19 protein-coding genes are annotated in these 11,908 nt (G+C 38.8%); 17 read left to right on the forward strand and 2 right to left on the reverse strand.

Annotated features, from left to right (window positions below):
* The first annotated feature begins 39 nt into the window (after positions 1–39).
* The 3 genes from DSM106972_RS24890 (at position 40) to DSM106972_RS24900 (ending at position 3,036) form a co-directional block, all read left to right on the forward strand.
* On the forward strand, positions 40–1,329 hold the full coding sequence (locus DSM106972_RS24890) for a helix-turn-helix domain-containing protein (protein ID WP_233787490.1): 1,290 nt from the start codon (positions 40–42) through the stop codon (positions 1,327–1,329).
* A 648-nt stretch (positions 1,330–1,977) separates the two neighbouring features.
* Complete coding sequence (locus tag DSM106972_RS24895) at positions 1,978–2,529, forward strand: GNAT family N-acetyltransferase (protein WP_127083339.1); 552 nt, start codon at positions 1,978–1,980, stop codon at positions 2,527–2,529.
* 15 nt (positions 2,530–2,544) lie between these two features.
* Positions 2,545–3,036 carry a hypothetical protein gene (locus DSM106972_RS24900; RefSeq protein WP_127083225.1) on the forward strand — a complete coding sequence of 164 codons (492 nt, stop codon included), beginning with the start codon at positions 2,545–2,547 and terminating at the stop codon, positions 3,034–3,036.
* Positions 3,037–3,404: 368 nt separating this feature from the next.
* Here the strand turns inward: DSM106972_RS24900 and DSM106972_RS24905 are convergent, their stop codons facing one another.
* Together DSM106972_RS24905 and DSM106972_RS24910 are read right to left on the reverse strand one after the other, a co-directional pair.
* Positions 3,405–3,701, reverse strand: a complete 297-nt coding sequence (locus tag DSM106972_RS24905; RefSeq protein ID WP_127083226.1) for a type II toxin-antitoxin system RelE/ParE family toxin — start codon at positions 3,699–3,701, stop codon at positions 3,405–3,407.
* Positions 3,679–3,945 carry a type II toxin-antitoxin system ParD family antitoxin gene (locus DSM106972_RS24910; RefSeq protein ID WP_127083227.1) on the reverse strand — a complete coding sequence of 89 codons (267 nt, stop codon included), beginning with the start codon at positions 3,943–3,945 and terminating at the stop codon, positions 3,679–3,681. The genes DSM106972_RS24905 and DSM106972_RS24910 overlap by 23 nt, the downstream gene beginning before the upstream one ends.
* 484 nt (positions 3,946–4,429) lie before the next feature.
* On the opposite strand from DSM106972_RS24910, the gene DSM106972_RS24915 reads away from it, so the two are divergent.
* The 14 genes from DSM106972_RS24915 (at position 4,430) to DSM106972_RS24975 (ending at position 11,844) form a co-directional block, all read left to right on the forward strand.
* Positions 4,430–4,624 (forward strand): hypothetical protein, encoded by a 195-nt coding sequence (locus tag DSM106972_RS24915; protein ID WP_127083228.1) that lies wholly within the window; start codon positions 4,430–4,432, stop codon positions 4,622–4,624.
* Between the two features lie 376 nt (positions 4,625–5,000).
* Positions 5,001–5,399 carry a hypothetical protein gene (locus DSM106972_RS24920; RefSeq protein WP_127083229.1) on the forward strand — a complete coding sequence of 133 codons (399 nt, stop codon included), beginning with the start codon at positions 5,001–5,003 and terminating at the stop codon, positions 5,397–5,399.
* Positions 5,353–5,982, forward strand: a complete 630-nt coding sequence (locus DSM106972_RS24925) for a hypothetical protein (RefSeq protein ID WP_233787488.1) — start codon at positions 5,353–5,355, stop codon at positions 5,980–5,982. Before DSM106972_RS24920 ends, DSM106972_RS24925 begins: the two co-directional genes overlap by 47 nt.
* Positions 5,979–6,245 (forward strand): hypothetical protein, encoded by a 267-nt coding sequence (locus tag DSM106972_RS24930; RefSeq protein ID WP_233787481.1) that lies wholly within the window; start codon positions 5,979–5,981, stop codon positions 6,243–6,245. The genes DSM106972_RS24925 and DSM106972_RS24930 overlap by 4 nt, the downstream gene beginning before the upstream one ends.
* A complete protein-coding gene (locus DSM106972_RS24935; protein WP_127083230.1) occupies positions 6,232–6,453 on the forward strand; it encodes a hypothetical protein in 222 nt (73 codons plus the stop codon). The genes DSM106972_RS24930 and DSM106972_RS24935 overlap by 14 nt, the downstream gene beginning before the upstream one ends.
* Positions 6,453–7,325: a hypothetical protein gene (locus DSM106972_RS24940; RefSeq protein ID WP_127083231.1), complete on the forward strand. Its 873-nt coding sequence runs from the start codon at positions 6,453–6,455 to the stop codon at positions 7,323–7,325. Before DSM106972_RS24935 ends, DSM106972_RS24940 begins: the two co-directional genes overlap by 1 nt.
* Positions 7,309–7,839 carry a hypothetical protein gene (locus DSM106972_RS24945; RefSeq protein ID WP_127083232.1) on the forward strand — a complete coding sequence of 177 codons (531 nt, stop codon included), beginning with the start codon at positions 7,309–7,311 and terminating at the stop codon, positions 7,837–7,839. The genes DSM106972_RS24940 and DSM106972_RS24945 overlap by 17 nt, the downstream gene beginning before the upstream one ends.
* Entirely contained in the window at positions 7,840–8,361 is a 522-nt protein-coding gene (locus tag DSM106972_RS24950) for a hypothetical protein (RefSeq protein ID WP_127083233.1), read from the forward strand. It abuts the gene before it with no gap.
* Positions 8,362–8,404: 43 nt separating this feature from the next.
* Complete coding sequence (locus DSM106972_RS24955) at positions 8,405–8,683, forward strand: hypothetical protein (RefSeq protein ID WP_127083234.1); 279 nt, start codon at positions 8,405–8,407, stop codon at positions 8,681–8,683.
* On the forward strand, positions 8,667–9,341 hold the full coding sequence (locus tag DSM106972_RS24960) for an NlpC/P60 family protein (protein ID WP_127083342.1): 675 nt from the start codon (positions 8,667–8,669) through the stop codon (positions 9,339–9,341). Before DSM106972_RS24955 ends, DSM106972_RS24960 begins: the two co-directional genes overlap by 17 nt.
* A 14-nt stretch (positions 9,342–9,355) precedes the next feature.
* A complete protein-coding gene (locus DSM106972_RS24965) occupies positions 9,356–9,808 on the forward strand; it encodes a hypothetical protein (RefSeq protein WP_127083235.1) in 453 nt (150 codons plus the stop codon).
* Between the two features lie 43 nt (positions 9,809–9,851).
* Positions 9,852–10,142, forward strand: coding sequence for a helix-turn-helix domain-containing protein (locus tag DSM106972_RS55865; protein ID WP_201800780.1), 291 nt, complete (start codon positions 9,852–9,854; stop codon positions 10,140–10,142).
* The gene (locus DSM106972_RS24970; protein WP_201800781.1) at positions 10,060–11,070 is read left to right on the forward strand and encodes an RNA-guided endonuclease InsQ/TnpB family protein; all 1,011 of its coding nucleotides are present in this window, start codon (positions 10,060–10,062) and stop codon (positions 11,068–11,070) included. Before DSM106972_RS55865 ends, DSM106972_RS24970 begins: the two co-directional genes overlap by 83 nt.
* 177 nt (positions 11,071–11,247) lie before the next feature.
* Positions 11,248–11,844 (forward strand): glycoside hydrolase family 24 protein, encoded by a 597-nt coding sequence (locus tag DSM106972_RS24975; protein WP_127083236.1) that lies wholly within the window; start codon positions 11,248–11,250, stop codon positions 11,842–11,844.
* The last annotated feature ends 64 nt before the right edge of the window (positions 11,845–11,908 follow it).

Genomic DNA, 11,908 nt, shown 5'->3' on the forward strand with positions numbered 1-11,908 from the left:
GCTGATTTATTCTTTCAATTTTTTAAAGGATATAGCTATATGAGCAGACTTCTGCATGATGGGAATCATTTGTGTTACTCGACTGAACTGGCTGCCATAATCGGACGAAACGAGGCAACTTTTTTACAACAAACACATTATTGGATGAGTGTAAAAGGAGGCAAAGTCATTGATGGCACTAAGTGGTTTTGGAAAACATATGAGCAGTGGGCCCAAGAAATGTGTCTATCAATCAGCACTGTTAGAAGGGTAGTAAATCACTTGAAACAACTTGGGCTGATATCAGTTGAAAGACTGGCAGCCAAAACTTATTATCAGGCCAACTGGTACACCTTAAATAGAGACGTTTTGGAGACCTTTGTTCAAAATGAATACATCGAGGCGCCCATCATGGACAATTCAAATTGTTCAAAAAGAGCAGCACATAACATAGATTCCGCTTCAAATAAAACTCCTCACTCTCTAGAGAGCGAGAGAGAGACTCCCCCAATTCCTTCAAATACCCCAAATCCACAGGCGCCAGAAATCTCTTCCAACTCAGAAACCCCACCCAAAATCTTCAATGAACACAAGGTTAATCATGAGAGCAATGTTCCCGTTACTGGTTCGATAAACACGAAAAAGCGAACAAGCTTAGAAAATGAAAATCGAGAAAAATTTGTCTGGGAAATAGAGGTTGGGCGCCCTTACCCAGTTTTTCTGAATTGGTGGGCTGACACCAAGTACAAACCTCAAGGCGGACGTTGGGAAGCAGACGCTTACGGATGTGCATATAGCGAGTTTTATAAAAATCCGTCTCGAACTGAGGTAGCTTTATATCCCCAATTTCTGGAATACATCACAACCGCAACCCAGACGTGTAACCAAGTTCAAAATGATAATCGGCAGGCTATTTTACCTAGCTGCTTTGTTGCCAAGCCTGAAGCTACACAGGAAAATACACAAACCCTGATGGCAAATATCAAAATATTGGTTGAACGTGGCGCCGCTGTTTTACTCCCAACGAAATCAGCCACACCAACGGACGCTTCAATACCTTTTTCTGAAGCTATTGGCGCCGCACAAATCAAAAAACTACCCCAATTCTTTGAATCAATCAACTTCGAGGAAGAAAGGCGCCGTTTCAACTACCTCCATAAACAGCCAGAAGCTCAGATAGCGCTACTTAACGAGTGGTTAGTAAGCTCAAGCCAAGAACTTAGATTGGAAGCAGCAAAAATGGCAATGATTAAGAAATTCAATTGTGAACGCGATGAGAATGGTGAAGTAGTTGCTGTGATGGCTGCTGAACGGCGCATTCGTCAAAAGCTTAGTAGACAAGATTCGTGAACAATACACAACATCAGGCAAATTAAAATACGCTTATTCTGACTGGGCACTTCTTTTAAAAGTCAGCGTATAAATATATAAATTAAAAAACTGAGTATTCACGCTACGACTAGGCTTGCTGAAGTAGAGGACAAAGTTATCAAGGTTAGTTTTGCAGGTGCGGAACAAACACTGTCTTAATTAGCTACAAAGCATATGCTACAAGGATTTTTAGGTGCGGAACAAGCAGGTTGAAAAACGAAAGGAGCATTCAAGATTAAGTTGCTTAACCAAGAGCCAGTATATTTTGAGTATGCAGCGAATGCGTTAAACGTCAAAATATGTTTTATCAACTTTAGCCTCTGGCACTCCCAGGTGTCTGTTGGTAAAAATGCGGGATTATTGTATCTAGTATAATTCGTGAGTACTGGCGCCTGTACCAGACACCCTACTAGAAATAAAATATTGGAGTATTTATTAATTCTAAAAATGGAGATACAGTGGCTGCTTTACTTACAACAAAAACTGTTAAATCCTGTTATAGCTGTTTTAGACTTGAGTGATGAATAGTATATTTATTACAAATTAATACTTACAATTTTTGTTAGGTTAAAAGTTCTTTTTGTAGTAAAATATAATAAGTTTATTAAATAAAATATAAACACAATGGTGCAGCTAGAAGTTGAGTTAAAACGCGGTATTGATGACACATCAGTTCAAGCATACTTAGTAGACTTAAAACTCAAACATGCTGAGGATTTTGAAAACTTATGGAAAAATATATTGATTGAATTTGAGCAAGAAGATAAGTTTTGGGATTGGAAATTTAAGTTAAGATATGCAGCAAATAACAGTAATATTGAAGCTTACGCAATTGAGTGTGAGAATGAAACACAAGGTTTGATGCAAATAGAAACACAATTGCACGGTTCGCAAATAGAAAGAGGACAACGACTCGTTTACATCGACGGATTATTTAGCGCGCCACTGAACAGAATTGAAATTCAAAATCCTCCAAGGTTTAGAAACGTCGGTACAATCTTATTAGAATTTGCCAGAATTAGAAGTGTATACTTCGGTTATAAGGGCAGAGTTGGGTTACATTCTTTACCCGAAGCAGTTGGTTTTTACAATAAACAAAACATGTACAATCTTGGTGAAGACGAAGATTATGAAAATTTAGTATACTTTGAACACGGAATATTGAGAAACGCACTTTAATCAAGGGAATAATATATGGCTACTGACCAAGAAAACGTTATGAGTACTGAAGAGGCGTTTGAGTTACTTTTGGGTAAAGGTTCTAGTACAAGAGGCGCCGAACTTGAGAAAGAAGCAGAAGTTCCAAATATCTGTGCTGGACTGGATTGGGGCAATGCGTTACCAAAACTTTTACTCAACCCAGGTTTGTACTGGCGCCTGAAAACACTGCGTATATCTTTAAACCGAGAAATACGGTTAAAACTCGAAAATATGGATTTGGGAGTAGGTAAGAAACCAGCGCTCGAAACAGCAAGAGCTTTTATTAAAGAAAAATTAATTTCTCCATCCCCTGAAATCCTTCCCCATCTGGAAGCTGTGTTGGCACAGGACGATTTATATAATGAAGAATTTATATCAAATCGAGAGGTACTACAATCACTACTTGAAGTACTTCTGACTTCTGAGGACAAGGAAGCAATCGCTGCGGCTGCTGCACACAAAGTGAGATTATCGGTTTTGTCCTAGTTGCTAGTACAACAAGGTAAAAGTAAAAAGGCAAAAGGCAAAAGAAAGAAGGCTTGTAAAATAGTCTTTTCAGGCATTTACAATGGTAGCTTTATTTACACCATGATGTACTAGTATTATCACCTCCAGCATGTCCAACTATGTAATACAAAATAGTGCAGTAACAGTATCTCTTTTTGAGAGATATTTTTTTTACCAGTATAATGATTTATAAAAAGTCTTATTTTCTTACTTACTCACTAATCTGTCATCCCACCGTAAAATTTGTCTAACTAAAACGCTATTTAATACAAAACTAGCAAAAAATCCTAAAACAGAACAGGCTAGAAGCCTTTCTAGTGAAGGCATTGCTATCCAATAAAGACGCTTTAAATCATAATATGTCGTGCTGGGTCTTGTTTATTTCCAAGAATACGTGCAATTAAAATACCATCTTCTATGGGCAAATAATAGATAGAATGGGAGCGATATTCATAACGGAGCAACCCTGGTATAATAAAGCCATAGTCACTGCCCCAACTCTGATTGTTCGCTAATAATGTGAAACAATCATGAAGCCCAGAAACATAATTTTGTGCCACTTGTAATCCAAAGTTTAAAATTGAGTATTCGTAGATGCCCTCAATTTCGCTTTCGGCTTGATTAGTCAGTTGGTAAGCTGCCATTATTTTTGAGCCTATCTTCTACCCGTTTCATAATATCGTGTACAGTGGATCCACTTACACCACTATCTAAGCCTTCCTGAATAAGAGAAAGCAAATTTTGTTCTGCCTGTCGCTTATCTTGATCACGACGTATCAAATCACGAAAGTATTCGCTATCGTTCCCATAGCGTCCGCTTTCGATTTGAGCTTTAACCCATTCATCCATAGCATCAGGGATAGTAATAGTTTTTCGCATCATCACCATTATGCTTACTCCTTCTACTTATGTAGAAAGTATGTTTAAAGTATGATAATAATCATACCATAACTTTGAGGCGAGCCAACATCAGTTATCTTCCAATTTGCTTTTCGGCGCCTTACAATTTCTAGAACATTGCTAGCAAGCCGACCTCTGCTTGACACTCTTCACCGCAGTGTCCGCATTTACGCCCGCCACATCCGAAAAAATATTCTTGTGCTGACACAGATTTCGCCAGGTGCAAAAATCCCTATCACTCATGGCAATACACGGGTTTCTCTCGTTAGCAGAGAAGCCTTAGAAACCAGGTTCCTAGCAATTTTGAAATCCGCAATAACTGGTGGTTTCTGCTTCAAAATACTCAATTTCACTGCAATTTCTACCAATTAGTAGATGTCGCAGGAAATCTCTTGGCTTTACTTGCTCTGAGGTTAAGTAGTGTATTGGAATTTTCATTTGCTTTTGTTGAGTAATTATACTTAACGAAGAAATGGGAAATAGAAGCACAACAAACAAGCACTTCAGCAAAACGTTTAGAGGTATTCCATCGTGGTTAGAAAGATACGCCATAGCTCAAAATACAAACACTCCAAGTAATATTTTGAAACATTTAGAAAAAGATGGTAATCGAATTGTGCGCGCGGCAGCGAGAGCTAATCAAAAACGCCGTCAAGAATCAGAATGAACTGTAATTAGCAAGATTTTTTATTGAGTTTGATGTTTGCAGCTACACAAACTATTAGCTTGAAAGATATCGTAAATATAAAATATTGATAATTCATACATAGGCTCGTTTATTTTGTTTAAGCAGTGTTTACTATATTCATTGGTTAAAAAACTTTTTTATATACCTGTTAAGTTTTGCTTGCAGAACTATTTTTTTGTGTGTATAGTCAGTAAAGAATAGCAAGGTGAAAGGTTGGTTTTACCAAGATTTGGTAAAGGTTGAATAGAATTGGCGCCTTTTATATAATCACCTCTAAAGCTAGCTTGATTAAATATAAGCTAATTCTAAGATAAACCTGGAGCGCACGATTGGTAAGGTGTTCGAGGATACCTGAATGGTAAAAAACATTTTCATGTTGTATACGCGAACAACGCTAGCAGCAAGATATGGAATAACGACAACTAGCTTAAAAGAGTGGTATTCGCCTGCTGGCGTAATCCCACCACGCAAAAAAGGAGGGTTTTTCAAAGAAATTGATATTGAACAATTGGATTTTTTGTGCATTGCTACTCGCTATGTAAAAGTAACAAAGAATGAATATCAATTAAACGTCTTACCAATGGGAGGATTAAGCGAATATGTATTAAGTAGCCACAAAATACCGCTGAAAGATTTTTTACTAGACCCGAAGTATGTCAATCAAGAAGATGAAGTTGTAATTGAAGTATTGAGGAGATTAGAGAACGATGCAGCATATCAATCAAGTGGTTTCACAGTTGAAAGTGCAGCGTGATGAAATTTTGGCTGTATGTGAAATGTTTACACTGGATGTAAATGGCGACCAGTTACCATCAGATACTGTTGAATTTTTGAAGAAAATCAAAGATATTTCAACAGAAGGTAATATTTCTTTTTTGGTAGCTGCTAATCATGTACTAGAGATGCAGCAGCAAGCAAAAAAAGTTTCTGCTGATGGCTACCAATTTGACGCGCGCTCTTACATCAAACAAAGATTTGGCAAAGACCCTGAGAATGAAGCTAAAGATAGCTTTGTAGGGATTTTGTACAATGACATGCCAGTTGCGTATCAATTAGGTGATACACGTTTCATGTCAATTATTGAAGCTTCCACACATGTGTTACGTGACCGCTTAACTAATGGTAGTTCGTCATCAGGGTGTACAAAAAACGCTGCTGAGTTTGGCGCCGCACAAGAAAGGGCATTACAGGCAATTGATGTAAATTTTTTCGAGAGTATAAATTGGGGGGAAGGGGAACATCCAATGCTGCTGGGTGCATCGACACAACCGCAAAAACAATTGAAGTCATCCAATCCGAAGACTTCTACATCAGTGAAGAACTCACCAGCAAAATGATGCCCATCGCAATTGATTTTCGTAATCGTGCGCTGACTAGTTTAAGAAATGCTTCATTTACGGCGTTGATAACTATGGGATTGTCTACCTTTTCTGGACTGTTGGTTGGGTGGTATGTTAGCCAACCGCCAAACTCTCAAAAAGTAGAAGTCAAGCCAGAACCAATATTAAATGGTGGGTTTTGGGGTACTGTGATTGGTTTTTTGATTGGTATAGGTGTTGTATTAAATAAAACCAGGGAACTGAAAGATGGGAGCAATTAATTTTTTAGTCAACGGTTTGGCTGGGTTAGGTTTGAATGTAACTATTTCCTCTGTTGTAGGAACGTTGACTGGTGTTGGCGCCTCGCTTGCATTCAACCCGCTGTTGATAGTAGCTGGAGTGTTGATAGGTGGCGCCACTGTAGCAATATTACGCACGATTGAACAGCCAAAACGTTGCTTTGTTGTGATTGATGGAGGTGTAAATTAATGCAACATCTTTCATCGAAACAGCGTTATGAAGTTGTTGATGGGAGTAAGCAGCGAAAACCAATACCCCAAAATACTTTACTTTTATTGTTGGGTATAGCTGGATTCTTAGTTTTGGTGACAATTTCCTTGATTGCAGCATCAAAGCAACGAGTTGATGTAAATGCCATTAACGGGAATGAAGATAGGTCTGAAGTTGTTGCGGCTAAACAACAATTACAAGTAGCGCGCGAAGCTGTACTTGAGAAATTATCCCGAACTGACTACTCAACAAATTTGCGCCTTAATAATCCAGATGGAACATCAATGGTAGGTTGGCGCCAGTTAGCAGCAGCACGTTGGTCACAAGACATAAAAGCCTACATCGAATCGGAGCGGAATCGAAACCAACAGGGCAATCCATTTTACCGGATGCATATGACACCTGGTTTAGAGGTTGAGAGGATACGGACTCTTGATACTTTTGGCGAAGTGTCAGGTGGAAACGATGAATTTTATTTGTCCTACAAAGACACGGAGGGTACAGAAGTAAAGCAAAAATTACCAGCGAGCGCGGTTGCGTATCTACTGCTGGGTAAACTCGAAGCAATTGATTTGGCACACAATCTTGAAAGTCAACCTAGTGTTGATTTTACGCGAATGTTAACTGAGATTCAGCGTGGATACAAGCCATATGTTGATAGCCAAAAACAATTATTGAGAGCGCAAGGGTACTCTGACCCCCTCAAACAAATGAGCGATGTCAACAAAGCGGTTGAAGAGTTGCAATTATTAGAGCAATTACGGCGCCAACAGTTAAAGGAATTGCGGACGTTACCAACAGCAGAACCAAAACCAGTAATCAAAGGTGATCGCAATGGAGGAAAAAAGTAAAAGAGGTAATACTTATTTAATTAGTTTTGTAGTTGGCATTGCTTGCTTAGGGTTAAGTATTTTCAACGTTATCTACTCGTTTAAGCAAGATTTGGTGGAGACTAACTACCAAGAAAGTAGTCGAACTGGAATTGTGGCGATTTCCTCGCCAGGGAAGAATTTGCACTTGTTATGTGGTGTTGTATTTTTTGGGGGGTTTATATACTTTCTCTACTTAGGATTGAAGGGATACAACTTGAGTATTTACATAGAATCTGCTGTGGGAAAGGAGTCCGAGGACCACCCAAAAGCACAACCCGACTATGTGGTAGACAATATTAACCCTTCAAATCAGTTAGAAACGCAATCAAATTTGGTTAAGTATCCACATTTACGATTAGTACATCCAACTGCTGATGGTGCGATACCACATGATACGAATACTAATTTTGTGGCGCCAGCAAGTAAATTGGCACCAGATGAATTTAGGAAAGCTATGGAATTAGAAGATTTTTGGCACGAAGAGGAGGATTAAATGTCAAATCGTGGTAACGGCAATAAAACTCGTGATTTAGATGTCGATTATTCCCAAGCTGGAGGTTTGGTAGCAATGAACAACTTGGCAACTATGTTAGGTTCCGCAATGCAGCAACAAAATGGAACTGGAGTTGTTAACACTACGGCACAGACCGTATCACAACCAACACCAATAATATATCCCTCCCCTCAACAGGCGCCTTCTGTCCGTATGCAAGACCGTTTGTCAAGGCGCCGTGTACCAGAAATTGAAATCGATTACGTAGAAACATACAAAGCACACAGGTTTCACCCCCATAACCCGTGGCGTTATTTCTGGCATCCGGCTACGTGGTGTGGCAATATTCTTGGTTCACCTGTTGGGGTATGTTGTACTGCTGCATTTTTAGTACTAAGCGCAATTGGGTTTGTACTTAATTCGCAAATCACAGGACCTGGTTATGCGGCAGGTAAAGAAATCAAAGTTATTCCCGATAATTTACCTTCGCTGGCAGTGCCAGTAGTACGTCGATTGAATTAGGAGCAGCGTAGTGTGGAGCCGGATTATATTTTGGTGTTTGTTTGTGCTTTGGATTTTGGATATCCTGCAACCTGGATATATGAGATTTTACGATGCAAGGAGTGTTTTATCTAATGTTGCAGCAGTTGTGATGAAGTCTAAGGTTGTAAATAGCCCGAAAGCAAATGCCAATAAACCAGCTCCCACACAGACTCCCACGAATAATAACGATGAATATATAGATACAGCCTGTGCGGCGCCGACAAATGATTTTGAAAGACTCGCGCGCATTCAACAAACAGGCTGCGAGCGAACCCGCCCTCGTGATGAGAATAATTTTTGAAATTGGTGAAAGTAGTAAGCATCGACCTCAAGCTTCTGTTAATCAATTAAGTACAGATGATGCTTCTCAAAGTTTTGATGATTGGAAATATGCAATTGCGTCTGTTGTATTGGTTGTACTGATGGTGTCTCCAGCATCAGGTTGGCTTGATTCATTAACAATAGTACACAAGCTTCAATCAATGGTGGGTATATTACCACAGAAAGGCGCCTCTACAACATCTCCGGTAGCTGTTCGAGTGTTAAAGCGTGCGCGCGCATGGGTAGGACGTGATTTCAAGCCAGGTGAGAGTGAGCGATGTGCTGATTTTGTACGTAACATTCTTGCTGAAGCTTTCGTTGAAGGTGTGGGAGTTACAAATCAACCTTGGGATGCAGGTAAACAAACCAACAATGGAGAATTAATGGCGCGCTCGTTCTTTGGCAGTGATATTGGTAAAGTGATGACCGACCAAAATCAATTCTTGCCTGGTGACTTGATTGGTTTGACCAATACTTATGGCAGTTTACCTACTGGGGCTATTACTCACGTTGGTATTTATGTGGGAAATGGCGAGTTTATTGATAGAAGTACTCGTTCCGAACCTGTGAAGCAAAGAAATATTCGACGTTCTTTCCCTAATTCGCGCGTTATTGCAGTGCGTCCACATGTTTATTAAATTGAGATTTTCCTATGCATAAGTTGATTTTCGGGTCTTTGTTAATTGTGGAATTGGTACTTGTTGCATCAACACCTGTTTTTGCTGAACCTGAAGTACCAATAATTCAACAAGAATTTGAGCGTGTAGTAAATAAAGTTGATTTTACGCTTAGTGATATATCTAACATCAAGAGTGGTGTAATACGGTTACTAAATTCTAAGGATAAGAAAATAGTTAACTCTATTAACTTACAAACTATTCGTAATCTGGCTTCGAGTGCTTGTCACAATAATCAATCTTTTGGGTTTTATGCATTTAAAGGTAAATTACAACTTGAAAAAGGACAAACATACGCTCTTCAGTGGGCATATTTAGTTACTAGTCAAGAATTAAGTAATCCTTACCCGGTAAAGTATCGTCCTGTGTTACCAGCAATTTATAGCTATGTAGTAACTAAATACCCTAAATGCGTTTATAGTCATTGAGGAGGTTGACTAGTCGCTAAAACATAACTCAGGAGTGATTGACATGTACGCATTAAAGAGAGAATTGAAATTGAATAACAAGGAAACATCTTTAATGCGTGGTATGGCAGGATTCAGGAGATTTGTTTATAACTTTGGATTATCCATGTTAAAAGCATCTTGGAGTTTTGAAGGAATAAAAGCTTCTGATTCAGTTCGTTTAAACGAGATAAAAAAAGTTTTTACGAACAATGTGATGACGTTACCTGAATATGCCTGGACTAGAAATTATTCGCTTCCCCATCTACCAATCAGCATTTCAAGCCTTGGGAGAAGCTGTTACAAGGTGGCGTAAAGGACTAGCTGATTTTCCAGTTTTAGCTACTAAGCGAAAAGGTGATTCATTTACTGTTTATAAAGCCAATGCTGTTTATCCAAAAAAGGGGGAACCAGCCTTACCTTTTACAAACCGTGTTGTAATCGAACCTGGGAAAAAGATTGATTTACCTGGAGTAGGTACAGTCCGTTCAAAGGAAAAAGTTGATTACTACTATTCCTCACAAACCTTTACTGTATCTCGGACTGCGGATAAATGGTTCGTATCCTCGAACATTGATGCAGAACGTGTTCCACCAATCATACATAAAGTTGAAAAAGTAGGTATTGATTTAGGTATAAAAACTTTTGCTACATTATCAGATAATTCCTTTTTGACTGCTCCAGAATCTATTAAAAAAGCGAAAACCAAGCTAAGTAAGGTTCAGTGGCAGAATAAGAATAAACAGTTTGGTAATAGGAAACAAGGTGTACGTGCATCCAACAATGCTAAAAAGTTCTTTGACACGCAATCTCAAAAACACGCTCATATAGCAAATATTCGTAGAGACTTTTTGCAGAAAACCACCACGGAAATTAGTAAAAAGTATTACAAAATTCGTGTTGAAGACCTTAACGTGTCTGGAATGGTAGCCAATCACAAATTGGCTGACGCCCTGTCTAGTTTGGGTTTGTACGAATTTCGCAGAATGCTTGATTATAAACAATCACATTACGGAACAAAATTAGAAGTTGTGGATAGATGGTATCCAAGTTCTAAAACTTGTTCTAAGTGCGGACACGTTCAAGACATGAAATTATCAGACCGTGTTTTTAATTGTGGCGCTTGTAACTTTTCCATCAACCGAGATTTAAATGCTGCAATAAATTTGGAAAAAGCTGATAGTTACTTGGCTAAACCAAAGATAAAGAAAAGCATCAAAAAGTCTAAGAAAAAATCTTGCTAAAAATTTAAAGTATCGTAGTGACCCTGGCTTGGGGTTGAAGCTTTGTTACGGCAAGGAAAACGCTTGTGGACTGGAAGGAGCCGACTCCCCAGGTTGAAGCAAGAAGTAAACGTTAAATCTATTGAATTTTGATAGTAGGTAGGTTTGAGTAAGTTTTATAGAGCAGGATAAATAGTCATGCCTCATCTAATTAAATCTAAACTACATCCAGCAGCAATTTCAATTGGTAGTGTTACTGTTTTAAGCTTATATGGTTTTAGCAATCAGGGTATCTCTATGATTGGTAACACAAAGAATAAAGCAGTTGTTACTAACTATTCGCCTCAGATGGCTGCATTTCTTGCCACTATCAGGTGGGCAGAAACAGGTACAAGTGGCTATGATAGTTATCGGAAGTTGGTATTCAATGGCACTTTTAACGATTTCTCTACCCATCCGAAGGTTAGGCAATGCGCGCGGGTTTCCGGAAGAAATGTTTGTTCAACTGCTGCTGGCGCCTATCAAATGTTAGATATATCATGGAATGATTTGCAACCTGATTTAGGCTTGAAAGATTTTTCTCCACCGTCGCAGGACAAAATGGCAATTGAATATATTCGTCGGAATAAAGCTATCGATGATGTTGAGTCAGGGAACGTAGAAATGGCATTTTGTAAAGTTGGTAAGGTATGGGCTAGCCTAATTTGCAATGATTATGAACAGCATCCAAAGACAGTGGAAGAATTAAGAAATTATTATAATCAGCAATTGATTAAACGTTTTTCTGAATTTTAGTACGTTTCAACGTACTTTCGCTATTAGCCTTGGAATTGATTCCAAGGCGAGCATGGAGGTTTAA

The organism is Dulcicalothrix desertica PCC 7102 (assembly GCF_003991905.1).
In the GTDB taxonomy this organism is placed as follows: Bacteria; Cyanobacteriota; Cyanobacteriia; order Cyanobacteriales; family Nostocaceae; genus Dulcicalothrix; species Dulcicalothrix desertica.

Coding starts and splice junctions, on each gene's coding strand:
- DSM106972_RS24965 (WP_127083235.1), top strand. CDS start 9,356: ATGCATAAGTTGATTTTCGGGTCTTTGTTAATTGTGGAATTGGTACTT.
- DSM106972_RS24920 (WP_127083229.1), top strand. CDS start 5,001: ATGGTAAAAAACATTTTCATGTTGTATACGCGAACAACGCTAGCAGCA.
- DSM106972_RS24905 (WP_127083226.1), bottom strand. CDS start 3,701: ATGGCAGCTTACCAACTGACTAATCAAGCCGAAAGCGAAATTGAGGGC.
- DSM106972_RS24945 (WP_127083232.1), top strand. CDS start 7,309: ATGGAGGAAAAAAGTAAAAGAGGTAATACTTATTTAATTAGTTTTGTA.
- DSM106972_RS24935 (WP_127083230.1), top strand. CDS start 6,232: ATGGGAGCAATTAATTTTTTAGTCAACGGTTTGGCTGGGTTAGGTTTG.
- DSM106972_RS24910 (WP_127083227.1), bottom strand. CDS start 3,945: ATGGTGATGATGCGAAAAACTATTACTATCCCTGATGCTATGGATGAA.
- DSM106972_RS55865 (WP_201800780.1), top strand. CDS start 9,852: ATGTACGCATTAAAGAGAGAATTGAAATTGAATAACAAGGAAACATCT.
- DSM106972_RS24940 (WP_127083231.1), top strand. CDS start 6,453: ATGCAACATCTTTCATCGAAACAGCGTTATGAAGTTGTTGATGGGAGT.
- DSM106972_RS24900 (WP_127083225.1), top strand. CDS start 2,545: ATGGCTACTGACCAAGAAAACGTTATGAGTACTGAAGAGGCGTTTGAG.
- DSM106972_RS24915 (WP_127083228.1), top strand. CDS start 4,430: ATGGGAAATAGAAGCACAACAAACAAGCACTTCAGCAAAACGTTTAGA.
- DSM106972_RS24930 (WP_233787481.1), top strand. CDS start 5,979: ATGATGCCCATCGCAATTGATTTTCGTAATCGTGCGCTGACTAGTTTA.
- DSM106972_RS24950 (WP_127083233.1), top strand. CDS start 7,840: ATGTCAAATCGTGGTAACGGCAATAAAACTCGTGATTTAGATGTCGAT.
- DSM106972_RS24960 (WP_127083342.1), top strand. CDS start 8,667: ATGAGAATAATTTTTGAAATTGGTGAAAGTAGTAAGCATCGACCTCAA.
- DSM106972_RS24975 (WP_127083236.1), top strand. CDS start 11,248: ATGCCTCATCTAATTAAATCTAAACTACATCCAGCAGCAATTTCAATT.
- DSM106972_RS24890 (WP_233787490.1), top strand. CDS start 40: ATGAGCAGACTTCTGCATGATGGGAATCATTTGTGTTACTCGACTGAA.
- DSM106972_RS24925 (WP_233787488.1), top strand. CDS start 5,353: ATGCAGCATATCAATCAAGTGGTTTCACAGTTGAAAGTGCAGCGTGAT.
- DSM106972_RS24970 (WP_201800781.1), top strand. CDS start 10,060: ATGCCTGGACTAGAAATTATTCGCTTCCCCATCTACCAATCAGCATTT.